Annotated in this window: 23 protein-coding genes; 13 read left to right on the top strand and 10 right to left on the bottom strand. The window is 41.4% G+C overall.

Annotated features, from left to right (window positions below):
- The 12 genes from K8S13_RS13615 to K8S13_RS13560 form a co-directional block, all read left to right on the top strand.
- Positions 1-660: MoxR family ATPase (locus tag K8S13_RS13615; protein WP_291463260.1), on the top strand; the 660-nt coding region annotated here is incomplete at its 5' end.
- A gap of 15 nt (positions 661-675) precedes the next feature.
- Positions 676-1,554: a DUF58 domain-containing protein gene (locus K8S13_RS13610; RefSeq protein WP_291463258.1), complete on the top strand. Its 879-nt coding sequence runs from the start codon at positions 676-678 to the stop codon at positions 1,552-1,554.
- Complete coding sequence (locus K8S13_RS13605; RefSeq protein WP_291463256.1) at positions 1,555-2,133, top strand: hypothetical protein; 579 nt, start codon at positions 1,555-1,557, stop codon at positions 2,131-2,133.
- A complete protein-coding gene (locus tag K8S13_RS13600; protein ID WP_291463255.1) occupies positions 2,133-3,140 on the top strand; it encodes a VWA domain-containing protein in 1,008 nt (335 codons plus the stop codon). Before K8S13_RS13605 ends, K8S13_RS13600 begins: the two co-directional genes overlap by 1 nt.
- A 2-nt stretch (positions 3,141-3,142) precedes the next feature.
- Entirely contained in the window at positions 3,143-4,927 is a 1,785-nt protein-coding gene (locus tag K8S13_RS13595) for a VWA domain-containing protein (protein ID WP_291463254.1), read from the top strand.
- 4 nt (positions 4,928-4,931) lie between these two features.
- Complete coding sequence (locus K8S13_RS13590; RefSeq protein ID WP_291463253.1) at positions 4,932-7,424, top strand: BatD family protein; 2,493 nt, start codon at positions 4,932-4,934, stop codon at positions 7,422-7,424.
- 76 nt (positions 7,425-7,500) lie between these two features.
- Complete coding sequence (locus K8S13_RS13585; RefSeq protein ID WP_291463251.1) at positions 7,501-8,058, top strand: DJ-1 family glyoxalase III; 558 nt, start codon at positions 7,501-7,503, stop codon at positions 8,056-8,058.
- Between the two features lie 36 nt (positions 8,059-8,094).
- Positions 8,095-9,624, top strand: coding sequence for an ATP-binding protein (locus tag K8S13_RS13580; protein WP_291463250.1), 1,530 nt, complete (start codon positions 8,095-8,097; stop codon positions 9,622-9,624).
- The gene (locus K8S13_RS13575; protein ID WP_291463248.1) at positions 9,617-10,963 is read left to right on the top strand and encodes a sigma-54 dependent transcriptional regulator; all 1,347 of its coding nucleotides are present in this window, start codon (positions 9,617-9,619) and stop codon (positions 10,961-10,963) included. The genes K8S13_RS13580 and K8S13_RS13575 overlap by 8 nt, the downstream gene beginning before the upstream one ends.
- Before the next feature lie 218 nt (positions 10,964-11,181).
- Positions 11,182-11,472: a DUF997 family protein gene (locus tag K8S13_RS13570; RefSeq protein ID WP_291463246.1), complete on the top strand. Its 291-nt coding sequence runs from the start codon at positions 11,182-11,184 to the stop codon at positions 11,470-11,472.
- A 1-nt stretch (position 11,473) separates the two neighbouring features.
- Complete coding sequence (locus K8S13_RS13565; protein WP_291463245.1) at positions 11,474-12,967, top strand: sodium:solute symporter; 1,494 nt, start codon at positions 11,474-11,476, stop codon at positions 12,965-12,967.
- Between the two features lie 21 nt (positions 12,968-12,988).
- Positions 12,989-14,557 carry a benzoate-CoA ligase family protein gene (locus tag K8S13_RS13560; protein WP_291463244.1) on the top strand — a complete coding sequence of 523 codons (1,569 nt, stop codon included), beginning with the start codon at positions 12,989-12,991 and terminating at the stop codon, positions 14,555-14,557.
- 44 nt (positions 14,558-14,601) lie between these two features.
- On the opposite strand, the gene fdhD is transcribed toward K8S13_RS13560, so the two are convergent.
- Positions 14,602-15,405 carry a formate dehydrogenase accessory sulfurtransferase FdhD gene (fdhD, locus tag K8S13_RS13555; protein WP_291463243.1) on the bottom strand — a complete coding sequence of 268 codons (804 nt, stop codon included), beginning with the start codon at positions 15,403-15,405 and terminating at the stop codon, positions 14,602-14,604.
- 292 nt (positions 15,406-15,697) lie between these two features.
- On the opposite strand from fdhD, the gene K8S13_RS13550 reads away from it, so the two are divergent.
- Positions 15,698-18,067, top strand: coding sequence for an HDOD domain-containing protein (locus tag K8S13_RS13550; RefSeq protein WP_291463242.1), 2,370 nt, complete (start codon positions 15,698-15,700; stop codon positions 18,065-18,067).
- A gap of 98 nt (positions 18,068-18,165) precedes the next feature.
- On the opposite strand, the gene K8S13_RS13545 is transcribed toward K8S13_RS13550, so the two are convergent.
- The 9 genes from K8S13_RS13545 to K8S13_RS13505 all read right to left on the bottom strand — a co-directional run.
- Positions 18,166-19,428, bottom strand: coding sequence for a class I adenylate-forming enzyme family protein (locus K8S13_RS13545; RefSeq protein ID WP_291463240.1), 1,263 nt, complete (start codon positions 19,426-19,428; stop codon positions 18,166-18,168).
- Entirely contained in the window at positions 19,425-19,832 is a 408-nt protein-coding gene (locus tag K8S13_RS13540; RefSeq protein ID WP_291463238.1) for an AMP-binding protein, read from the bottom strand. The genes K8S13_RS13545 and K8S13_RS13540 overlap by 4 nt, the downstream gene beginning before the upstream one ends.
- A gap of 21 nt (positions 19,833-19,853) precedes the next feature.
- Positions 19,854-20,600 (bottom strand): ABC transporter ATP-binding protein, encoded by a 747-nt coding sequence (locus K8S13_RS13535; RefSeq protein WP_291463237.1) that lies wholly within the window; start codon positions 20,598-20,600, stop codon positions 19,854-19,856.
- Positions 20,593-21,378, bottom strand: coding sequence for an ABC transporter ATP-binding protein (locus tag K8S13_RS13530; protein WP_291463236.1), 786 nt, complete (start codon positions 21,376-21,378; stop codon positions 20,593-20,595). Before K8S13_RS13530 ends, K8S13_RS13535 begins: the two co-directional genes overlap by 8 nt.
- On the bottom strand, positions 21,375-22,388 hold the full coding sequence (locus tag K8S13_RS13525) for a branched-chain amino acid ABC transporter permease (RefSeq protein ID WP_291463235.1): 1,014 nt from the start codon (positions 22,386-22,388) through the stop codon (positions 21,375-21,377). Before K8S13_RS13525 ends, K8S13_RS13530 begins: the two co-directional genes overlap by 4 nt.
- Positions 22,389-22,391: 3 nt before the next feature.
- A complete protein-coding gene (locus K8S13_RS13520; RefSeq protein WP_291463234.1) occupies positions 22,392-23,258 on the bottom strand; it encodes a branched-chain amino acid ABC transporter permease in 867 nt (288 codons plus the stop codon).
- 93 nt (positions 23,259-23,351) lie between these two features.
- The gene (locus tag K8S13_RS13515; protein WP_291463233.1) at positions 23,352-24,626 is read right to left on the bottom strand and encodes an ABC transporter substrate-binding protein; all 1,275 of its coding nucleotides are present in this window, start codon (positions 24,624-24,626) and stop codon (positions 23,352-23,354) included.
- Positions 24,627-24,677: 51 nt separating this feature from the next.
- Complete coding sequence (locus K8S13_RS13510; protein ID WP_291463231.1) at positions 24,678-24,839, bottom strand: helix-turn-helix domain-containing protein; 162 nt, start codon at positions 24,837-24,839, stop codon at positions 24,678-24,680.
- Positions 24,840-25,054: 215 nt separating this feature from the next.
- Positions 25,055-25,905, bottom strand: an 851-nt coding sequence (locus K8S13_RS13505; RefSeq protein WP_291463230.1) for a sigma 54-interacting transcriptional regulator, incomplete at its 5' end; no start/stop codon positions are given.

The following is a 25,905-nucleotide window of genomic DNA, read 5'->3' as shown; positions in this document are numbered from 1 at the left end:
TTTAATAATATTATCCTGGCAGATGAGATTAACAGGGCACCTTCCAAGGTACAGTCTGCACTGTTGGAAGCCATGGAGGAAAAGCAGATAACCATAGGAGAGCAAACCTATCCCCTGCCATCGCCTTTTCTGGTTCTTGCGACCCAGAATCCCATTGACCAGGAAGGGACCTATTCTTTGCCGGAAGCCCAGGTGGACCGGTTTATGCTTAAAGTGCTCATTGATTATCCGGACAAGGCCCAGGAACTTATGATCCTTAAAAAGAACAGCTTTGAAAAGCCCGAAGCCATTCATCCGGTGATCAATTGTGACCAGCTTGCCGCCATGGGCGAGTTGATTGATCAGATCTATGTGGATGAAAAACTCAAAGAGTATATCGTAGACTTGGTATTCAGTACGCGGCAGCCTGAGAAATACGGGATGGATGTGGCCGAATATATCGAGTATGGCGCATCTCCAAGGGCCACTATTTTTCTTGCAAAAGCAGCCAGGGTAACGGCATTTTTATCCGGCAGAGCCTATATCACGCCCCAGGATATCAAGACTGTGGGGCCGGACGTGTTGAGACACAGAATTATCTTAAGTTTTGAAGCCGAGGCTGAAGATATCTGTTCCGACGATATCATTCAGACCGTTTTTGATTCTGTTGAAGTGCCCTAAAGGATGTGATACCAGATGATTCCGGCTCACATAATTAAGAAGATAAAGCGGATCCATATTAAATCCAGCCGTACGGTAACCAGTATCATGGCAGGGCAGTATAAGTCTGTGTTCCGAGGATCGGGCATTGAATTTGAAGAAGTGAGAGAATATTGCCCTGGAGATGATGTCAAAATTATAGACTGGAAAGTTTCGGCAAGACTGGGTAAACCCTTTGTTAAACTTTACAAGGAAGAGCGTGAAAGCATTGTCATGCTGCTGATTGATATGAGTTCATCTTTGAAATTCGGGACATTTTCAGGGCCGAAATTTGAGAGAGCAGCCGAGGTGGCATCGGTGCTTGCGTTCAATGCCATTAAAAACTCTGATAAAGTAGGGGCAATTTTTTTCACGGATCAGGTGGAAAAATATATACCGCCTAAAAAGGGTTCCGGCCATATCTGGCGGGTGATCAAGGAGATATTTACCTTTTTGCCCCAGGGGAAAGGAACCAATATATCAGAAGCTTTGGACTATCTGGCCAAAATATCAAAGAAAAGATCTTTTGTGTTTGTTCTGTCCGACTTTCTGGATGATGGGTATTTGAAAAGTTTGAGAACTATTCGACAAAAACATGAGATCATTGGGGTGATGATTTATGATAAAGGGACATTTGAACTTCCTTTAAAAGGTATTATCACCCTGTCTGATTTTGAAACTTCCAAAGAAATTGCTTTTGACGGATTTAATAAAAAGATCCAAGAAGAATTTATGTCCAAAAAATTGTCACACCACAAAAAAACATTGGATATTTTTTTCAAAGCCAAAAGTGATGTGATCGAGCTTGAAACCGGTGCTTCCGTTTCTGATACTCTGCTGCAATACTTTAGATTCAGGGAAAGGCGATTGAGGTAAATGCAGGATATCCATGACATAAGACCCCCGATTCAGGTCGGTTTTGATCCAATGCTGATTAAAATTGTCTTAACAGTATTGGGGAGCATTATTCTTTTAGTTTTATTGTTTTTTCTGATAAAGAAATATTTAAAAAAGAGAAAACAACCTAAAGGCCTGAAATATCTTCCAGCACCTATGGCACCTTATGAGGCTGCAATAAAAGAACTGGAGCTTCTTTCTCAAAGTCGGATTCTTGATCCAAGGCTCTTTTATTTTGACTTAACCGCTGTCTTAAAAAAATATATCGGCCGTTCCTATGAGATCAATGCCGTTGAGATGACCTCACAGGAATTTATCAAAGGCATCAACCGGCTTAACCTTGATAAAGTGGTAAAAAAAGATATCGCAGGGTTTCATGAAAGATCTGATCCGATCAGGTATGCCGGCATTGTCCCGGAAAAAGACCGGGCAAAAGAGGACCTTTTATTTATCAAAGAAAAGATTCATCAAATAGAAAAAGATCAAAGAAGACTTAAAAACCGAGAAAAGCTTAAAGATCAGATAAAGCTTAAGGAAAAAGAAGAGGAGAGTCCATAATGTTCAGATTCGCCTCGCCTTTATTTTTATTATTGCTTTTTGTACTTGTTTTTGTCTGGTTTCTACGGCTTAGAAAAAAAAGTGCCAATCATATTAAGGTGTCCTCGTTAAAAGGAGTTGAACCGCTTTCATACTCTTTTATGGTAAGGCTCTCAAAATTGGTCCCGATTTTAAAAACAATATCCCTGATCCTTTTAATTCTGGCTCTTGCAAGACCCCAGTGGGGTGATCAAAAAATTAATGTGACCACCGAAGGGGTCAATATTATCCTAGCTGTTGATCTTTCCGAATCCATGCGAGCCCTTGATTTCAGTCTTGATTTTAAAGGGGACAAAAAGATTATCACACGGCTAGCGGCCGTGAAAATTGTGGTCCGGGATTTTATCATGAAACGGGAAGGGGATCGCATTGGTATGGTCGTTTTTGGATCAAATGCTTTTACCCAGTTGCCGTTGACCCGGGATTATAATACCATTGCCTTTATTCTGGACCGGTTGAAAATCGGGGCGGCAGGACCTAAAACAGCCATTGGAGACGCCATAGGTATCTCATTAAAACGGCTTGAAGATATTCAAAGCAAATCCAATATTATTATTTTGATGACAGATGGAAAAAGCAATTCAGGGGAACTTTCCTGGCAGGATGCAACAAAGATTGCTGCCTTAAGAAAGGTGAAAATTTATACCATCGGGGTCGGCACAAAAGGAGAAGCCCCATTCCTTGTGGACGGCCTGTTTGGCAAACGGTATGTGTATCAAAAAGTGGATGTTGACCTGGATGCCTTAAAAACAATTGCTGAGCAAACACAGGCTGACTTTTTTGAAGCAAAGGATTTAAACTCGCTTGGCCGGATTTATGAGATGATCAACAACCTCGAAAAAACAAAGGTGGATGTTGAAAAATGGGTGGAGTACAAGGAATTATATCCAGGAGTTCTTGTGACCGGTTTAATTCTTCTTCTTATTTATATTATTTTGAGTAATACAAGGTTTTTAAGGATACCGTAAATATGCAATTCACCCATCCATATTTGTTGAATTTATTATGGGCGTTAATCCCGGTGTTCGGTATCATGGTGTATGGTATTAGGAAAAGAAAAAAAGTATTGTTTGGATTTGCAAGGCAAAGTATGTTTTCTTTGATTATTCCGGGATTTGATCCCAAAAGAAGGTGGATAAAGGCCATCCTGATTGCCATAGCATCCGGGTTTGCCATTGTTGCCCTGTCAGGGCCGCAATTGGGCTATAAATGGGAAAAGACAACGCAAAAAGGGGTGGATATTATGATTGCCCTTGATTGCTCAAAAAGTATGCTGGCCCGGGATATCAAGCCCAACCGTCTTGAACGGGCAAAAAGAGAAATTATTGATCTGTTGCGCATGATGAAATCTGACAGGGCAGGGCTTGTGGCTTTTTCAGGAAGAGCTATCCTCCAGTGCCCGTTAACCCTTGACCATGAAGCATTCAATATTTTTTTAAAGGTTCTAAAGCCCGGATTTTTACCTGTGGGCGGAACCAACCTCTCTTTAGCAATTAAAGAAAGTTATAATGGTTTTGAAAAAGAGTCTGACACTGAAAAGGCCATCATTATTATTACAGATGGAGAAAGTACCACGGGTGATGTGGAAGCAACAGCCAAAGACATGGCAAAACAGGGGATCAAAATTTTTTGTATCGGGGTCGGAGATCTTGCCGGTGCACCCATACCCGATGAAAAGGGTGGGTTTAAAAAGGATGCATCCGGTAATATTATTTTATCAAAGGTGGATACAAAGACCCTTGAAAAACTGGCCGTTATAACAGGCGGAACCTATGTCAGGTCCGTGGCCGGGGATATGGATCTTGACCTGATCTATAAGGATAAAATCCTTGGGACCATGGAACGAAAGACCCTGACATCCGGAAAGAAAAAAGTCTGGGAAAACAGGTATCAATGGTTTTTATTCCCCTGCCTGATTTTATTGCTGATAGAATTTATCCTGTCTTCAAAAAAGAAATTAAAAGGATTGTTCATATTTATTTTTGTCTTTGGCTTCAGCATTTTCCTGTCCCAAAATGGGCCTGTTTATGCCCAAACGGTTTCTTCAAGCGTTAAGCAGGGAATACAAGCCTTTGATGCGCAAAATTATGAACAGGCCAAAAAGCATTTTATTGATGCCCAGCTTGAGAATCCGGAAAATGCAAAGCTTTATTATAATATTGGTGCGGCAGCCTATATGAATAAAGAGTATGAACAGGCTCAAAAAAACTTCATGCAGGCAACCAGAACAGATGATGTCAACCTGCGCCATGATGCCTGGTATAACCTTGCCAATACAGAGTATCGAATGGGAAATCTGGATGAGGCCATCAAAGGCTATGAAAATATCTTAAAAGAATTCCCGGAAGACGGACAGGCAAAAGAAAACCTTGCCTTTGTCAAACAGAAAAAGCAGGAGAAGCAGGAACAGGAATCAAAATGCGATAAAGATAAAAATAATAAAGAAAAGAAAGAAGACCAGGAGAATAAAGAAGGCCAAAATTCAGAAAAAAATAAAGATAATAACCCGAAAAAAAATCAGGATAACAAAAATTCCGGGCAGGACGAAAAACAGACAAAAGAACAAAATCAGCAAAAAAATAAACAAGCACCTGAAAACAGGCCGGATGATAAACCAAAAGAAACACCATCGCAGCCCCAAAAGGATGAAAAAACAAACCAGAATATGGAGAATATGCTCAACCGGCTTGAAGACAAACCTGGTCGTGCAATGATACCTGTGTTACAAGAACAAGATGTTGAAAAAGACTGGTAAAGATATGAATTTAAAAAATATTTTCTTCATGACAATGATGTTGCTGGTAACAATACCTGCAATCGGTTTTTGCTTTGATGTCACAGCCCATGTGGATAAAACCCGGATTTCCAAAGATGATTCTATTTTTTTAAAGGTGGAAGTCAACGGCGGTAAAGCAGATCTGGATCTTTCCATGGTAAAGGATTTTAAGGTGATATCCCGGGGGTCTTCTTCAAGTTACAATTATATTAATGGAAAATCTGAAAGAAAGGCAACCTATCAATATGTTCTGATCCCGTTATCAAAAGGAGAATTAAAGATTCCCGCCATAAAGGCTACAAGGAAGGGTCAAACAGCCTTTACCAGGCAAATTGTCATCCATGTATCAGATCAGGTAGTGAATTCCGGTGATGTCAAAGCATTGTTTGCCAGGGCAGAGATGACAAATACTCACCTTTTTGCAGGTGAGCAGGCAGTCTATACATTGAAATTTTATACTTCGAAAAGATTGTCAGGTCTGGGGTTTGAAAATCCACCTGAATTTAACGGGCTTTCATCAAAAGCATTTGAAAAGGAAAAAACCTATACCCAAAACATTAATGGTATCCTTTACCATGTAACACAAGTCAATTATATCATTATCCCTGCAAATCCGGGAATATTCAATATTGATCCTGCGGTTCTGATTGCCAATGTGATGGTGAAATCAAAGCGTGATTCCCGGTTTGATTCTTTTTTTAATGATTCTTTTTTTTCATCTAACAGTTTTAAATCTATCCGGGTGGTTTCAAATCCAATAAAAATTGAAGTGTCTTTGGTTCCCCCATATCAGGGTAAGGGTAAGTTTTCCGGACTTGTGGGTCGTTTTGATATTGAGGGAAAGATGGATAAAACAAGTCTTAAAGCCGGTGAATCGACTACGTTTACCATTAAAATTTTCGGATCAGGAAATATCATGGATGCAAGCCTTCCAGAGATTGATCTGGATATTGATGCGTTCAAAGTATATGACGACAATCCAATTGAAACCATTCATATGACACAAACCGGATATGAGGGTTTTAAGGTATTTAAAAAAGCCATTGTCCCTGTTCACCCTGGGAAATATGTGATCAAACCGGTTACACTGATCTATTTTGATGTGGATAAAAAAGTCTATCAGAGGGTTTCAACAGATCAGATCCAGCTAGATGTTGCTCCATCTGAAGAAATGCATCTTGCCGCCAGATCATTGACTGGATCATCGAACCGGTCGTTGACCGGGCCATCGGATAAATCTGTTGTTAAACAAGAGGTCTCTCTTGTTAATAAAGATATTCTGGAGATAAAAGAAGGGTTTGCAGTATTGAAGGATTACAAGGAGATAGAGCCTTTCTTCTTTCTTTTATTGCTGTCAATTCCTGCAATTTTGTTTTCAGGGGTTAAACTTTTTATCATGGTTACAAAAAAGGAATTATCTGTTGAAAAGGTAATGGAAGAAAAGGCAAGGTATCATCTAAAACAGGCCCGAAAAATGGATGCTAAGGATAAAGGTTTTTTGGGGCATCTTTATTCAAGTCTGGTGGCTCTCATTTTGGCCAAAGGAAAAAGAAAGGGTGAAACCGTCACCATTAAAGAAGCCCAAACCATTTTAATAGATGCCAATGTGGACGACACCCAAATAGACCGGATCACTCACCTGCTTGAAACAATTGAATCCGTTCGGTTTGGGGGGAAGAAGATTGATGGAAATAAGGCAAAACAGCTTTTGTCAAAGACAAAACAGATGATGAAACTGCTTTGCCTTGCAATAGTTTGTCTGGGAATGTTTTCTTTTGTCCCGCAAAAAGCCATGGCCAATTCTACCGCCACATTTATAGACGGGATTAAAGATTACAAGGCCGGTCATTTCAAACAGGCGGCTAAACTATTTGAAACGGTTGCAAAAACTCCTGTCAAGAACCCTTATCTTTTCTATAACATTGCAAATGCATATTTGAAGGCCAATGATATCGGTCAAGCCATTTTATGGTATGAAAGAGCAAAGATTTTGGCCCCCAATGATCCTGACCTGAATTTTAACCTTGCATATGCCAATACCCTTGTGAAAGATAAAAAAGAAGACGCCATGAATATCATGGACGTTCTTTTTTTTTGGGACAAGCTTATCCCCGCAAAAATAATTCAGGTCACAGCCATTTTCTTTTCTTTTCTTTTTTTTATTTGGGCAGCAATTAAAATAGTGAAAAAACAAAAGGTTTTTTCAGGAACCGGCATCATTCTGTGTTCAATATTTGTTCTGGTTACTGCCATTACATGTGTGAATTACTATAAACGCTCTGCACAGCTTTTCGCAGTTATTGTACAAGAAGAAATAGCGGTTCGTTCGGGTGTGACAGACACTTCTACAAAATTGTTCAGCCTTCATGCAGGAACCAAGGTTAGTGTTGAAGAACAAAGAGACGGATATCTAAAAATAGTATTTTCAAAAGGCAAAGTCGGGTGGGTGAAAATAAAGGAAGCTGTCATTATCTGAACGCGTTGACTTCAAGAAAAGTAGCTGGTATCTTTGATTATTTTCTTTTCAATCTTAAAAGAAAAAGGAGTATATCATGGAAAAAAAAGTCCTTGTCCCGGTGGCCCAGGGTATAGAGGAGATGGAAGCCATCACCATCATTGATGTTCTTCGACGGGCAGGTGCAAATGTTATTATTGCATCTGTGGATGAGATTAATATCAAAGCGTCAAAGGGGATCGAATTTAAAGCAGACAGACTGATCAAAGACTGTATGGATGAAGAATTTGATCTGATTGCTCTTCCGGGCGGTATCCCGGGGGCTCAAAATCTTCGGGATTCAAAAGAGCTTGAGATTCTTCTTAAAAAGCAGGCGGAACTCAAAAAATATTATGGTGCCATCTGTGCTTCTCCTGCAGTTGTGCTGCATCATCACGGTCTTGTTACTCCCGGTAATGTGACTTGTCATCCAGGGTTTGTGGATATGATTGATAATGGTAATATTGTTGAATCAAAGGTTGTTGTTGACGGCAATTGTATTACCAGCCGGGGGGCAGGAACAGCCTGTGACTTTGCATTAAATCTTGTTGAGCTTCTCTATTCCAAAGAAAAGAAAAAAGAGGTGATGCAAGGTCTTGCTTTGCCGGTTGATTAATCAATTGTTTAATGTATTTTATGGTCATTTATCGTAATGAATTTTAAGTGGGAAGATTTTCTAAGCAGACATAGAGATCAAATTGTGCTTGAGTGGGAAAAAAGGCTTAAACATGATGTGTCTGAGCATTATACTAAAAGATCTTCAGAAGAATTATTTATGACCACCAGCAAAGCATATGATTCGTTTTGTCTGATAATTACCCGCAATGATTATACCCGGATAAATGAATTTATCAATGAAATCACAAAAATCAGATTAGAGACAGGCTTTCCTCTGGATGATGTCCAGAAAGCATTTGAACTTTACAGGCAGATTGTTATTCCAATCCTTGTAAAAGAATCACCAAGACAATTATTGTACAAAAATATTGAAGCCATCAACACTGGCCTTGCCTATACCATCCATCGGTTCAGCCATCATTTTCAAAAGACGCATGAAAAGTATTTAAAAAAGTATGCGAATCAGCTTGAACAGGATGTGGCGGCAAGAACGGCAGAATTGAAAGCATCTGAACTTAAGTACAAAACCCTTGTTGAAGATATCAGTGACGGCTATCTGGTACTGGATAAAGAGAAAATTAGTTTTGTGAATCCGGCTTTTTTTAAGATGCACGGGTATCGGATTAATGATAATATTCCAGAATCATTCATGTCTTTTATTGCCGGGGAAAGTCGTGAAAAAGTGTGGGATATCATTACTAAAGATATTGAACCGGGCATTGAAACAGATGCGTTTGAGTACCAGCGATTGACAAAGGATAAGGAACACCTTCCCACGGAAATTAATTTCAGACCGTCATTATTTAAAGGTAAAAATTATAACCTTTGTATTGTCAGGGATATTACAAAGCGGGTTGAGATGGAGAAAGAAAGCAGGGAAACGGAACGGATGGCATATATCGGCAAATTAACGGCATCTCTTTCCCATGAGATCAGAAACCCTTTATCATCGATAAAAATGAACTTGCAGATTTTAAACAAAAATATTCTCTGGAAGGGGAATGATAGAGAACGGCTTCAAATATCAGAAAAGGAGATTAAACGACTGGAAGGCATTTTACGGGAGCTTCTTAATTTTGCAAAACCAGTATCATTGCAACGTACCCCGACAAATATCAACCATATTATTTATTATTGTGTTGAGCTTTTAGAAATAAAATTCCATAGAAAAAGTATTGATTATGAAATTAATATTGACCGCAGCTTAAAAGAACTTCCTGCTGATAAAGGAAAAATTGAGCAGGTGATTATCAATTTACTTTTAAATGCCCTGGACTCTGTTGATGATTTCGGGAAAATAATAATTTCAACAAAAAAGGAAAATAATAATGAGCAGTCCTGTTTTGTCATCAGCGTTGAAGATGATGGAAGGGGTATCTCAAAACAAGCATTAATAAATATTTTTGAACCGTTTTATACAACAAAAACAAAAGGAACCGGTCTCGGTCTTGCAAATGTGAAAAGAATTGTAGAAGCCCATGGCGGCATCGTAAAGGTGTTGAATGCAAAAGGTACGGGAACCATATTTAAAGTGTTCATACCTATGGGAGAAACAAATGGTTAAGATATTAGTTGTTGATGATGAATATCCGATTCGTAAATCAATCGGCATGTTCATGTCGGAAAAAGGGCATGCAGTTTACACGACATCAACAATTAAAGAAGCATTAAGTCGATTCAATGAGCTGCATCCCGAGGTGGTTATTCTGGATATCAGGCTACCTGACGGCAGTGGCCTGGATGCCTTAAGCCGGATGCATATTGTTTATCCTTTGTCAAAGATTATTATGATCACGGCATTCCAGGACATGGAAACTACCATAGAAGCCATGAAAAAAGGGGCTTACGATTATATTCATAAACCCCTGGATGCTGATGAGCTTGAAAAAACAATCAATGATGCGATTGCAAGTTTTTACGAAGACACTAAAACAACACAAAAATATGAAACCAGGATCTCTTATAAAGAAAATGAAATAATCGGTAAAAGCAAACCCATGAAAGAGATTTATAAAATGATCGGCATGCTTTGCCAGAACAGGGCCACGGCATTGATCACGGGTGAGACCGGTACAGGAAAAGAGCTTGTGGCAAGACGGATACATTTGAGCGGTCCGTACTGCAATCAACCCTTTGTCACCTTTGACTGTTCGGCCGTGGTTGATACCCTTCTGGAAAGTGAATTGTTCGGTCATGAAAAAGGAGCCTTTACAGGGGCTGTGAATTCAAGACCCGGCAAGATTGAACTGGCTGGCGAAGGTACTATTTTTCTTGACGAGGTCGGGGAACTGCCGTTAAACCTTCAGGCAAAGCTTTTGGGGTTTCTTGAAAGAAAGCAGTATATGCGTGTTGGCGGTAAAAGTGTTCTAAAGTCCAGGTGCAGGATCATTGTCGCCACCAACAAGGATCTTGGAAAGATGGTTAATGAAAAAACATTCAGGGATGATCTTTATTACAGACTCAAAGTGGCAACAATGACCCTGCCTCCATTGAGGCAGAGATTGTCTGATATCAATGACCTTGTAGACCATTTTACCATGAAAAGTGCCCGTGAGCTGGGTGTAAAGGAGACCATCCTTCAAGACGGCTGCATTGAAAGACTGAAACGTCATGCCTGGACAGGGAATGTCAGGGAGCTTGAAAATATTATCATTTCAGCATCCATAAAAACCAGGGGGGCTGTAATCCTTTTGGATACCATTGAAGATCTTTTGTCAGATAATCATGTTTCAGAGGGAAAAAATACAAACACATATTCTCTTTCACGAATGGAATCCAGGCACATTTTCGATATCCTTCAATCGGTTCGATGGAATAAAACAAAAGCGGCTGAGATTCTTAAAATTTCATTGCCCACCTTAAGAAAAAAAATTCAAAAATATCAACTTACTCCCCCGGATTAGTGAAAGAAGCTTGCTAGTCCGGAAAGATCCTTCCCAATAAATTTGATGGGTCAGCAATCCATCAATATTTGAAAACCATCATTCCTGTAGTTGTTTCACCTCTTTATATTTTTCCAAAAAATTGGCACATGATTTGCTCTTTATGAAAGCCAATGAAGCTTCATTGGTAAATGTATCTCTATTTTTTTTAACCTCTTTAACGCAAAAGGAGAAAGTGCATGACGTCTAATGTAAACAAAAAGAAAAACACTCTTTTTTTAATCGCGTTTTTTGTTCTAACTGTGTTGTGCTGGTGCCCTGTCGGATATGGAAGTTATGGCGAAGTCGGTTTGATTATGGGAATGCCCTCCTGGGCTTTCATCATGCTATTGGTTGGTGCTGTCCTCTTTGTAATTGAATGGATTTATCTGTTTCGGACGGATTTGGCATTGTATGATGATGATCTTGAGGAAATCATGGATGCGCTTGAAACAACAATCACTAAAGAAACCATCATGGAGGACAATTAAAATGGTAGCCGTCATTATTATCACGGGCCTTTGCCTGGTATCGGTCTATATCAGCTATATAGCGTTTCGAAAAGGGTTTACAAAAAGTGCAGATGATTATTTTGTTGCAGGATCAAGTCTTGGTTATTTTGTGCTTATTTTCAGCCTTATGGCATCATTCTTGAGTGCCTTTTCCATGTTTGGAATGTCAAGTTTTGGATACCGCCTGGGGTTTGGCAGCCTTTATGTCCTGACAGCCAACCTGGTTCCCTTAGGGTTTTTATGGTATTTCATGCATAAAAAAACATTTCTCCTGGGCAGGGCCAGAAAATGGATGTCAATGGGCGCTCCTTTTGGTGAAAGATACGGCACTGCCACGAGAATTATCCTGGTACTTGTGGTTCTTGTGGCATCCATTCCATACCTGGTCGCACAGATCCAGGGGATCGGCGTCATGCTGGAGGCCATGAGCGAAGGCATTATTTCTTTTCATATGGGTTTGTTTTTTGTTCCTTTTTTCATTGCGTTATACCTGATGATGGGTGGGATGAAAGGGGCTGCCTGGGTCAATGCGATCCAGGGTGTCTTTTTTTCCATCATGGTGTTTGTCCTTTTCTTTTTTGTCATGATGAAAAACGGTGGGTTTGTTCCTACAATGGAAATGGTCATGGCAAAGCATCCCACTCTTTTCCAGATTGGCTGGGCAGGAGGCAAGGTCTGGAGCTATCCCATGATTTTTGGTATGGCAACAGCTATGTGCATAGGATGTGTCTGTTTCCCACAGCCCTATATGCACGCGTATTCCAGCCGTTCGGCAAGGGGACTTAAAGCCATGTTCCTCTCGTTTGGCGGCATATGCCTGGTGGTCATTACCCTGCCCACCCTGATCGGTATTGCAGGCAATGTTATCATTCCGGGGCTTAAAGGGGTTGAAGCAGATAAAATTTACGGGCTTGTTGCCTCGGCCACCATGCCGGACTGGCTGGCGGCGTTCGCGGTAGCAGGCGGATTCACCGCTGCCATGTCAACGGTCAACGGTCTTGTTTTTGGAAATGCCACTAATCTTTCAGTGGATATTATCAAGACATTGCGACCGGAAACAAGGCCATCGGAACTTATTACCATTGCCAGGGTTTTTGTAGGGATTATTATGGCAATCTGTGTGTTTATTGCCTGGAATCCCAATACCCCGGTGGCTGAACTTTCCATCATAGCCTTTGGTACGGTGGCAGTGACCTTTTTTGCCCTTTGGGGTGCCTATTACTGGAAGAGAGCAACCAAAACCGGTGCTATTTTATCCATACTTGTCGGTGTCTCATTAAATGTCGTCTTCTTTTTTGTTGGTGGAAAAGCCATGGTTCTTTTCCCTCAAAAATCTTTTTTTCAGCTGAACGGATTCCTTGCTTCGTTTATTCTCGCGGGAATAGTTTTTTTTGTTGGCTCTTATCTGACCACACCTGGCAAAACTGAAGAAAAAAGCCTTAAACTGTTTTTTCACCCGGTTTTAACCAAATAATTTATCAGGAGGAAATCGAATATGAAACTTAACGTTCTTCAATCTGAATATTTTAATGCAGCGGATTATTTTGTGGACAGAAATATCCGTGAAGGAAGAAAAGATAAGGTCGCCGTTCTGTGTGAAGACCGGCAAATGACCTATGGAAGACTGGAAAAAGAAGTCAATCGGTTTGGCAATTCTCTTTTGTCATCAGGGATTAGATTGGAAGACCGGGTGGCCATGCTCATGCTGGATACGGAATTTTATCCTGTGGTATTTTTCGGGTCCATCAAAGCCGGTGCAGTTCCCATCTGTTTAAATACATTGATGCGGTCAAAGGATTATTCTTATTTTTTAAATGACAGCAGGGCAAGAGTCCTGGTGGTGGATGAAGCTCTTTATCCTAATATTGAAGAGATTAAAACTGAATTGAAATTTCTTGAAAGAATCATCATCGTCAATGGAGATCAGAATGTAACAGGTACCACGGGATATGATGCTTTTGTCTGTGATCAGCCCGATTCCCTTGACCCTGCCCAGACCTGTCCCGATGATGCCTGTTTCTGGCTGTATAGTTCGGGTTCAACCGGAAAACCTAAAGGGACGGTTCATTTGCAGCATGATATGTTGTTCAGCGTTGAGACCTATGGAAAGCAGGTGTTAAAGGTTAAGGAAGACGATATCTGTTTTTCTGCTGCAAAATTATTTTTTGCCTACGGGCTTGGCAATGGGCTTTATTTTCCTTTCAGTGTCGGTGCCACAACCGTGTTGATGCCGGAACGTCCAACACCGGAGTCTGTTTACAGGACCATTGCTCTTCACCAGCCCTCTTTGTTTTTTGGGGTGCCCACCCTGTACGGTGCCATGCTGGCGGAAGAAGGAAAGGTAAACGGGGTCAGGCTTTGTATATCCGCAGGTGAGGCCTTGCCGGCAGATATTTTTTACCGGTGGAAAGATCGATTCAATTTGGATATCCTTGATGGTATCGGGTCGACGGAAATTGTTCATATCTATATTTCGAACCGGGTGGATGAGATCCGGCCGGGAAGTACAGGACAGCTTGTGCCCGGGTATGAAGGAAAAGTGGTGGACGATGATTTTAATGAACTGCCACAAGGGGAGGTCGGAACCGTGCTGATCAAAGGAGACAGTACAGCAGCCTACTATTGGAACAAGCATGATAAAACCAAAGAAGCCATGATGGGAGAATGGTTTAATACCGATGATAAATTTTTTGTGGATGAAGAGGGGTTTTACTATTATGTGGGGCGGTCCAATGACATGCTGAAAGTTGGCGGTATCTGGGTTTCTCCCATTGAGGTTGAGGCCTGTCTCATCGGTCATCCCTCGGTGCTTGAGTGTGCCGTTGTCCCCGGCCGGGATGAAGAAAATCTTGTGAAGCCCTGTGCCTATATTGTTTTGAATAAAGACTTTTCACCATCAGATGAGCTTGAGAAAGAAATAAAAACTTATGTAAAAAAGGAACTGGCCCATTATAAATATCCCCGGTGGATTTATTTTGTGGAGGACCTGCCCAAAACGCCGACAGGGAAAATCAAGCGGTTTGAATTAAAAGATTTGGAAGAGCAAAAGATGCTGTCTGCTTAAATCTTATTTTTACCATATCTTATTTAAGATCACCCCGGTTTTTTTCATGAACCGAGGTGATCTGCCTTTATCCTTTTTTCATGGGTGTAGATATTAAACCGGTTGTTCCTTGCAAATCCGACAATGGTCAATCCTGTCCTGTTTGCAAGTTTAACAGCGGACAGGGTAGGTGCAGTATTGGAAATAGCGATGGGGATACCGGTTTTAATTATTTTGCCGATAATCTCAAGGGACATCCTGCAACTGAGCGTTGCGATCTTATTTTGTGTATCCATTTCTTTTAAAAGAATATCTCCTGCCAGTTTATCAAGGGCGTTGTGCCTGCCAATATCTTCATAATAGGACAGGATATTTGACGGATCACAGAGTCCTGCACTGTGAACAGCACCCGTCTTGTGAAACAACTCGGAATGATCCCAGTGCAGTTGAATCAAAGTAAGTACCTGATCATAAGTAATACTGAAGTGATCCTCTGGGCGGGATGAGAAAAGATCGCCTGGGTCCTGTAATAGTGCCCCGCCGGATGATCCTTTGATCAGCCGGTCTTTTTTAAATTTGTTTAATCTTTTTAGCGCCTGGTCATTTAGTGTCACATGACATTGCTTTTTGTCTTTAAAAAACTCAATAGCCTCTATTTCAGCTTTTTTATGAACAATACCCTGGGTAAATAAAAACCCCACCGCAAGTTCTTTGGGATGCGTCATGGAAAATACCATTTGAAAGGTTTTGTTTCGGTTAATAATTATTTCAAGAATGTCTTCATCAATAATGCTGTCTTTCATCAGGAATTTTTTGTTGTCTTTTATCCTGGTGATCTCCACCTTCTTGATGATATGTCTGCTATCCATTTGTTGCTCCAGTGCATTGATTAGCTGATTATGCCGGTGCCGTATAAATTGGACTATAATTTAACCTATCACTTGAATGAAAACAACTGGAATTATAGATAGATTGAGAGCTGTATTATTTTATATTTTCAATAATGTTGAAAGTTTAAGACGAATAGACTATTGTAAGTATAAAAATATTGTTCAAAATCAGATTGATAATTACGTGTGACCTTCAGGTTACGTGTGACCTTCAGGTTACGTGTGACCTTTAGGTCATGAACGCAGGCATTAATTTACAGGATTATAGAATATGAACAGCAAATTCAATCACCCTTCGACGTCTGATATAAAAAAAGTTCTCAAGCTTGATATCAAAAAACTGCCAAGCTTTCCCCAGGTAGCCACAAAGCTGCTTGAGGTTTCCAGGGATGAAACAGCCTCTTTGGCGGATCTTTCAAAAATTGTGGAGACTGACCCGGGTATTTCCGTCAGGGTTCTTGAAATTGTCAACTCAGCCATGTACGGCCTTGGAAGAAAAATAACCGCTCTTTCCGAAGCTGTGGTATTTTTAGGATTGGATGAAATAAAAAAACTGGCCATAGGAATGACGGTCTTTGAAAAAATGTTTAAATCAGGCCGTGCAAAAGAGTTTGACAGGCTCCTTTTCTGGCGTCATTGCCTCTGTGTTGCCGTATTAAGTATGGAAATTGCCAAGGAAACCGGATACCCTGATCCTGAAGAAGCATATATTGCCGGTCTTCTCCATGATGTCGGCAAGGTACTTCTCGATATTCAGGGCCGGATGGATTATGGAGAAGTTATTCAGGAGATTTCAGTATCTACAGACCCGGTTATCGAAAAAGAACGCAGTATCATCGGACTGGGACATGATGATATAGGTGCTTTTTTCTGTTCTATGTGGAAACTTCCTGAAAAATTGGTGATGGCAGTGAAATATCATCATCAATCTTTTGAGCCCCTGAATTTTTCCAAGGAAGAAACGCAGTTGATTTCGATTGTCTCTTTAGCAGATTTTTTGTGCTGGACCCAGGGCATTGGGTCTTTTGATATTATCCGTCCCCCCATTCTTTCGCCTGAGGTTGAAAAAACAATAAAATTGGACAGTTTCGATATCATTAAATGTATTCTTCACATGAACAAGGAAGTTGAAACCATTTCAGAGTTTTACCATTTTGTGTTTCCATCTATGAGTCAGGTTAGGGAAAATTTACTCTGGGCCAATCTTAAGCTTTCCAAAATTAATACCAAATATTATTATCAGGAAGATCCCGTCACCCAGATACAGGATATGAATAGTACCACGGGTGAAACCATCCCTTTTGATATAGGTCTTGAGCTTGGCAAACCCCTTTCTAAAGCAAAAACTATCAAGGAAGTTCTGGATATTGTCATGTATCAGGTCGGCTGTATGTTTCAACCCTTACACTGGTCGATACTATTAAAAGAACCCAAAACCGGGGATATGGTTTTCTCTGTTGTGGTGGGGACAAACAAGAAAAAACTCCAGGGGGTAAAGCTGCCCAAGGGAGAAGGGATTGCAGGGCACATCATGGCCACCGGAGAATCTGTGATTGTTGAAGATGTTGCAATTGATAAACGCTTCAGCCTTCGGGTGGATAAATATACCGGGTTTAAAACCCGTTCCATCATCGGCAGCCCTCTTAAAACAGATGACAATATTTTTGGTGTTATTGAACTTATCAATCGAATCAGTGATGATAATTTCACCTCTCAAGATTTGAAAATTCTGTCTTCCATTGCTGAATATGCTGCCATAGCCATTGAAAGATCCTATTATAATCAGGCACTGAAAAATATTGCCACAAAGGATTCATTGACGGGGTTTAAGAACAGGTGGAGTTTTGAGCGTGCCGTCAGCAATAAGGATGAAGTCCTGAAACGGTATGGTACGATTTTTTCCATGTTGATTGTTGAGATTGACTTGTTTGGGAAGATCAATGAAATGATGGGACGATCTGCTGGTGATGCGATCCTGAAAAAACTGGTTCAGGTTCTGAAAAAAAACAAGCGGCGCAAAGATGATATTTTCCGCTATGGAGAGGACACGTTTATCATCCTTTTGCCCCAGACCTATCAGGATGATGCAGAACTGGTAAAGCAGAATATTCTAAGTGCGTTTTCTCTGGTTGTTTCCACGGAAGGGCAAATGCCTGTTAAGATAAATATTTCCCCGCATACTGTAAGTGCGGCTGATTTCGGCCAGTTAAAGGATCTGGTGGAAAAGCCGTTATCTAAAGTCAAAGCGCCCTTAAAAGAAGATACAATTGTCGATATTGAAGACAGCCTGCAACCCCTTATTGAACAGGAAAGTCAGAAAGAAACATCTGATATCAAATCGACACCAGCCTCTGGAAAAACTGTATCATTAAAGGGGAATTTTGTTCATTTGAAGACAAAAATAACCGGCTATATGGGTGTGGAAAGACTGTCTTTGGACGCTATTGGTTTTAGAGTTGTAAAATCACACAGTATCAAAGTCAATGATTTCCTTGATATTCAATTCACTCTGGATGGTATGAAGAAATCTCTTGTGGAAAGGCGGATTGTGGTCAGAGAAATAAAAGATAATTATATTAATGCTGAATTCTATAATCCACCTCCCTATGCAAAAAATCTTGGTTTTTATCTTATGAGCTGACCAGGTAATAAGTATTGGGTAATAAATATTGGGTAATAATTTGCAGTAAATAACTCCATTGGTGATCCTCCCTTTTCATATTCAATCAAAATGACACATTAAGCCGAAGGCGCTTTTTTTTCTATTCTTCTTTTTTCATCATCCCTGACTTCACGACGCAACAGCTTGCCGACTTTTGATTTGGGCAGCATGTCACGGAATTCCACATATCCTGGAACCTTATATGAGGCAAGCCGTTCACTGCACCATTTGATCAGTTCCACTCCGCCGACACCTCTTGAATTTTCTTTAAGAACCACAATCGCCTTGATACGTTCCCCGACTTTTTCATCGGGAATTCCTATGACACAGGCATGTATAACAGTAGGATGATCCTGCAGGGTGGCCTCAATCTCAGAAGCGGACACCCTGTAACCTTTGTGCTTGATCACATCAGCTGATCTTTCCATATAAACCAGTTCGCCATCAGGTCTGCAGCTGACAAAATCGCCCATTCTGCAATAGACTTTACCATAGACCTTAACATAGGTTCTTCCGGTTTCTTCCGGTTTCTCATAGTACTCTTTTAAAGTATAAGGAGATGTAACAAGAAGCTCACCGTTTTCTCCGGTTTCAACGCATTCCAGGGTAACAGGATCCACTACAATACATTCCCGGCTTTTCAAAGGATACCCGATGGAAGAACCCGAAGAAGGCTCAGTCCCTATTTTACTGTAAGTTACGTGCCCAACTTCAGTAGATCCATAAACCTGGTATATGGGAAGATTATATTTTTCCTTGAAACGGTTCATAACTTTGCCCGGCAGCACATCACCACCACAGAAGCAATATTTTAATGATGACAGATTGTACTGATCCTGCCGGTCATTTTCCAGAATCATCCTATAAAGAGCCGGAACACCTAAAAACCACCTGACTTTGTATCTCTGGATAGACTCCAGGATAGCATCCACGTGGGGTTGTGGCATAAGTACCACCATGTTGCCCTTATTTAAACCAATAGCCATGAAAAATCCCAGGGCCATAATATGAAATAACGGATTGATGCCAATATAGACATCTTCTCCTTCCTTTAAATATTTTCCTGCCACATCATTGGTTACATCATTAATATAGGATGTAGAACCAATATGGTTTCCCGGCACACCTTTTGGGAAGCCTGTGGTACCGCCCGTGTAAAGAATATAAGAAAGGTCATTAACAGGATCGATTTCGGGAAGAGTTGACAGAGGTTGTGCTTTAAGAATTGATTTAAAGGACAAAATGGTGTGATCATAGTCCACCCTGCCATTGGGCACCTTGTCAAATAAAAACCCTATCGTGCGTTTCCAGGCCGGCAAAAGATCAACAAGATTGGTCACAATGGCTCGTTTAAGGCAGGAAGAGGCAAAGGTCTCTTTACATAACCAAAAATAGTATCCATACAGATAATTGTTTCGGCTCCTGAATTATTGATCATATACTCAATTTCATGGGAAGTATAAATCGGAGAAACCGGGACAAGGACCGCCCCGGCCTTTTGGATACCAAAATAAGCAACCACCCACTGGATGCAGTTTGGGATATAAAGAAGCACCTTATCACCCTTTTTAACCCCTAACTCCTGCAACCCTCCTGCAAACCGTTCACTTAAATTCCTTAGATATTTATATGTAAAATGTTCACCCAGATATAACACAGCCGTGTTTTCCGGATATTTTTCACTCATCAAATCAAATTTTGAAAAAGAGAGTTCCTCTTCAAGCGGAATGATATTGTTCACCATTTTGGATGACTCCTTTTTTTATTAGACACCAAAATATGCAGATCTTACATCTGGATTATCCATGAGTTCCTCCCGTGTTCCTTCCATGACAGCCGCCCCATTTTCAAGGATATAGGCATAATTCACAATGGGGAATACCGGTCGGGCATACTGCTCTGATATGATAACGGAGATCTTATTTTCCTTTTGGATGGTTTTGATAGTCTTGATCAGGTTGGTCTGCATCAAGGGGCTTAACCCTAGAAGGGGCTCATCTAGCAAAAGGACCTTGGGCTGAGCCATTAAGGCCCTTCCAATGGCCACCATCTGCTGTTCACCGCCGCTTAGGAATCCGCCCAAACGCTTTTTTAATGGTTGTAAAGCAGGAAACACCTCCAAAATATAATTCAGGGTCTGTTTTGCCTGGGTCTTTGTTGCAAGATATCCACCAATACGAAGGTTCTCAAGCACACTGCTTTCCTTGAATAAGCGCCGTCTTTCAGGGCATAGAATAATTCCGGCTTTTGCGCGAAGGCTGGGTTTTATATCCATGATGCTCTGGTTTTGGAACAACACATCCCCTGTCAGGGTAATCCTTTCTCCGCCTGCCATGGCTTCTTTTTTTTGAATATCCAGCATGATCCCGGATAAAGCATACATGAGCGTGGATTTACCTGCGCTGTTTGCCCCAAACACGCCAACGATTTGATTGTCATCGCATTTGAGACTGATATTGTTAAGGGCCAGCATGTTCTCATAAAAGACCATTAAACTCTTTGCTTCAAGCATAAGTCATGACCTCCTCGACTTCTTCCGATCCAAAATAAGCTTCCTTAACCTTTTTATCAGCCATAACCTCGGTGGGTGTCCCTTCAATCAGCTTTTGGCCAAAATTCAAGACCATGACACGGTTGGCCACCTGAAAAAGCTCTCTTAAGCGGTGCTCAATCATGACGATGGTAATGCCTTCATCCTGGAGCCGTTCAATCAAAGGTACCATGGAAGCTATTTCGCTCATGGAAAGTCCGGAAAATACTTCATCACAGAGAATGATCTCGGGTTTCAGTGCGAGACATCTGGCAAGTTCCAGCCGCTTTAAGTAGCCTGTAGGCAAAGTGGATGTTTTTTTAAAGGGAATATAAGAGTCTCTTTCAAACCCGATCTCTTCTAAGATATCAATGGCAACCGTCTGCCGGTTGCCAAGACGTCCACCACCCCGCCAGCCCCCGGTCCGCTTTGCCCTGGGGGAGAATAGCGGGATTACAAGGTTTTTAAAGGCAGGCAGGCTGTAATAGGGCCGCATGATCTGGAACGTTCTTGTCACGCCCATGTCGGCAATTTTGTGTGGTTTTTTGCCTGTAATGTCGTTGTTATTAAAATAAATTTTTCCTGATGTGGGTTTGACAAAGCCTGTAATACAATTGACAATGGTGGTCTTTCCCGATCCGTTTGGTCCGATAATCCCTAAAACATCTCCCGGAAAAACATCAAAACTGATATCTTTTAGTGCCCGGACACCGCCAAATGACTTGGCAATTTTGTCCACTCTTAGAATAGGTTCGGTCATATTTTTTTCCACCTTTCAAACTGTTCATATTTTCTTTGTCCAAACGCCATGATACCGTCACTCCTGAAAAGGACAAATCCCACAAGCATGGCTGCATAAAATACGATCCTTAATGTTCCGAAATCTCTTAAAAGCTCTGATACCGGGACCAGGATCAGGCATCCTAAAATGGGTCCCACAAGTGTTCCGGAACCGCCTATGACCGTGGCAGCTATAGGCAGAATGGAAAAATCAAGGGCAAACTGGGATATGCCCGACCACATGTAGATATGGGTGAGACATGCACCTGCCATGCATCCCATGGCGGAGGCGATGAACAAGGCAAGGGCTTTGTATTTGGTAATGCTGATACCCGAGGCCTTTACGGCTTGGTCATTGTCCATTATGGCCGTAAAGATCAGCCCCATATCCGTTGTGACAAAGCGCCGCATACCAAACAGAAAAATCAGTACCATGCCGATTACAAAATACTGTTCCACAAAGGCGGAAGAAAAACTGTCAATTCCGACCAGCCCGTCTGTTCCCCCAAAAATATCAAAGGCTTCAATTATCCTTGCCATAAAAAGAGGATACATCAATGTTACAATGGCAAAATATACCCCTTTCAGCGGCAGGCAGGGGAAAAGCAGCAGCGTGCATACGGCACCGCCTATAATAGTAGCCATAGGAACGGTAAGAACAGGAGGGATACCAAAATATGAATTCAGAATTCCGGCAATATACCCCCCTGTTCCAATAAAAAATGCACCCCCCAGGCAGACCAGTCCCACGTAATGAGCCATAAAATCAAAGCTCAGGGCCAGTATTGAATAAATACAAACAATGGATATGACCCGCTGCCAATACATGTCCGGCATCAAAAACGGGAGGGACAATATTCCTGCAATCATAATAAATCTGGGCAAGGTCAGATAGGAAAGTTCCCGCCAGGACATTAAAGCGTAAAGACCATCGGATCTGACCTTGATTCCGCGATCAATTCGTTCTTTTCTTAATTTTTGAGTGCTCACTTTTTAAACCCTCTCTTCCAGTTCTTTTTGCTGGCCGAACAGACCGGACGGTTTTAGAATCAGGGTCAGGATAATAGCCAGAATGGCCACCACCATTTGAAAATGAGACCCGATAAAGACAACGGTCAGAATCTGGGCATATCCGATGATAAAAGCGGCAAAAAATGCCCCCACCCATGATCCGAGTCCTCCAACAATACAGACGGCAATGGACATGATCAAAACATGATACCCTGATTCCACCACAATATTGCCCAGGGGCAATATTAAAATGGCAGCAACGCCTGCGAGGATTGCCCCAAATCCCATGGCCAGCATGGCCATTAGATCCGAATCAATGCCCAGCATCAGCGCTGCCCGTTCATCCTGGGCCATGCCCCGGAGCGCGAGTCCGATCTTGGTGTAATGGGTAAATACCCATAGTCCTGCCACAAGAAGAATGCCGATGACCGTCATCACAAGCCTGTGGTAATCCAAGGGAACGCCGCCGATCATGAGGCTTCCTTCCATGAACGTGGGCAGGGTATAGGTCATGCCCCGAAAGCCCCCGAACCTCAAACCTTCAAGGATGACAAGCCCGATGGCATAGGAAGCGATAATCTCGGAAATATTCATCCCCCGAACCCTTATCATGACAAACCGGTACATGAGCATTCCCAAAATTCCGTTCACACAAAGGGAGGAAATAATCGCAATGAAATAAGGCAGCCCGACTTTATGAAAAAAAATCCAGGTAACAAACCCGCAGATAATATAAAGCGCCCCATGGGCAAAATTGGAAATACGACTGATACCATATACCATGGCAAAGCCTAAGCCCATTAACGCAAGGGACACGGAGTTGATGGTCCCGTAAACTAGAATTTCCATAGAAAGATCCCAAAATTAAGTATTGATGTTGATCAAAGTAATTTATACCAACTTAAATATTATGGTTAATTTTACTTCGTCAGTTTTTATCCGTTAATTTTTATCCATCCAGGGCGGAAGTTGAATGCTGCCTTTGGCAATACTTTTCGGGTATACCACAACCCGTTTGCCATCCTGCCACTGGAGGATTGAACCCACAGCGCCGTCTTTGGGATCTTTGGCAACAATGACCTGGTGGCTTGTGGGATCAAACCTGAGCCGTCCGTAAACCCCCATCATATCTGTCTGTTCAAGCGCGGTCACGACCTTGTCTGAATTGAGTGTTCCGGCTCTTTCAATGGCATCTTTTAATACATAGACAGCCATGTAGGAGCTTGATGATCCAAGGCCTTCAGGCTCAACGCCCCATTTTTTGGCATAGGCATTGTAAAATTTCATGGTCCATTCGGTGGCATCAGAGGGTGCATTACCGGCATTTACCACGTTGCACAAGGTATACTCGCCCTTACCATTTGTAGCTTTCCAGAATCCGGGTTGTTCAGCAGCAGCCAATGTAGAACCAAAGGGAAGTGCCGGTATTTTAAGATCATACCATTGTTTTAAAAGAATGGCGCTTTCAGGCATGTCCATCCAGATATTGATAATTTGAGTGCCGGTTTTTTTGACTTTTAAAAGTGCCATGGAAAAGTCTGTAGTGCCTGTAGGAAAAATTTCAGTCCCGGTTACCTCAAATCCCTTGGAGCCTGCAACTTTAGCCATTACCTTTGCTGCACCCCTTGCATGTGACACATCCTGGGCCATGATAAAGACCTTTGTCAGCCCGTATTTTTCTTTTAAGTCTGCAAAGTTTGCTATCATTTCACCGATCAGGTTGACCGCTTCCCCGTGAATTCTAAAACAGTATTTAAACTTGTCATATTTTTTTGCCACTGTTTTATGATATGCAGGGGTTAATACCCCACTGGTCACAATGGAGATTTTTTTATGTTTGGATAATAGAGACATGGCCGCAAGGGCTGCTTCCGAACGGTTGGGCCCGCCCAGAATAAAATCCGCTTTTTTGCTTAAAATCAGTCTTTCAAGTGCCATCAATGCTTCACTCACAGGGACCCCCGGTTCAAGGTCACGGGTATCGATAACTTCAACCGTAAAAGGTCTTTTTTCACCATTTACATTGACACCGCCTGCTGCGTTGATTTCATCCACGGCAAGCTTAATACCCCTTTCTGCATCCCACCCATATAAATAGGCTGTCGATAAGGGTGCACCGATAATAATGGGCTTACCCGCAACTGCATTGGAACCCCATAACCCAAAGAAAACAACGATAAAGAAAATAAGAGTGACTTGTAATCTTCTGCGCTTCATTTTTCCCTCCTTTGTTAATAATATTATCGTTTTTGATAATATTTAATATCCTCAAGAACCAGAGCGTCTGATTCCGTACTTCTTGATTTTTGACTTAACTTTTTGAAGTGAAATTTTTAAAAGGCGGGAAGTTTTCTCAAGATCCCAGTGGGTTTTTTCAAGAACTATTAAAAGATGATCTTTTTCGCTCTCTTTTAAAGATTTAATTTTCATATTCAACTCCAAGAAAATTTTGTTTATTCTTGACGTAATATAGGATCAAGAAACAGCAAATATCATGCCGGGATAAAATTTAAAGGAGGATGAAAATAGGGATTTGATCCTTAAATTGCGGGTTCCAAAAGGTAAAATAAAATTTTAAACAAAACAGACTACCCTTTTTTTTGTTATTTGCTAGAAAATTATTTTCCAGTGAAAGAAAAAAAATTTCATGAAAGATCAATCTGTTTGATCTCATATTTTCGTATTTTGGAACGCAGGGTCGGCAGAGTGATCCCGAGCAGTCTGGCTGTCCTGGTTTTATTCCATTGCAGATGGGAAAGGGTTCTTGTGATATGTTCTTTTTCAACATGGGCCAGGGAATAGGATTCAAGGCCCATCCGGGGTGATCTGTTTTTTATATTCAACAATTTATCAATGTCATCCTTGAGCAGAACATTGCCCCTGCATCCCACAAGGGCTTGGGCAATAGTGTTTTCCAGTTCCCTGACATTGCCTTTCCACGTGTGATTAACAAGCATTCTCATAACGCCGTCCTGAAGCTTGGTTACCACAGTCCCGAGCTCTCGGTTAATTTTGCTTAAGAAATGCTCAACCAGTAAAGGGATGTCCATAAGCCTTTGCCTGAGAGGCGGCACCTCGATCATGAAGACCTTGAGTCTATAAAAAAGATCTTCCTTAAAAAGCCCTTTATTTACTCTATCGGTTAGATCACAATTACAGGCAGCAATGATCCGACAGCGGGATTTCAATGTGCTGCTGCTGCCAACCCTTGTGAATTCTCTTCTTTGAAGGAAACCCAGGAGTGTTCCCTGAATACTCAAGGGAAGCTGAGCAATCTCATCTAAAAACAGGGTCCCGTTTCCAGCCATTTCTATTTTTCCCCTTGTTGTGGTATCCGCCCCTGTAAATGCCCCTTTTTTATGGCCGAAGAGTTCACTTTCAAGAAGGTTTCCCACAACAGCTGAACAGTCAAATATGACAAAAGGCTCATCCTTAAATGAAGAGTTCAAATGAATCACCCTTGCAATCAATTCTTTTCCCGTACCCGTCTCACCCT

It is taken from the genome of Desulfobacula sp., from assembly GCF_021107415.1.
Note: the sequence above shows the minus strand (reverse complement) of the source record. Positions and strands in the feature narration are given on the sequence as shown.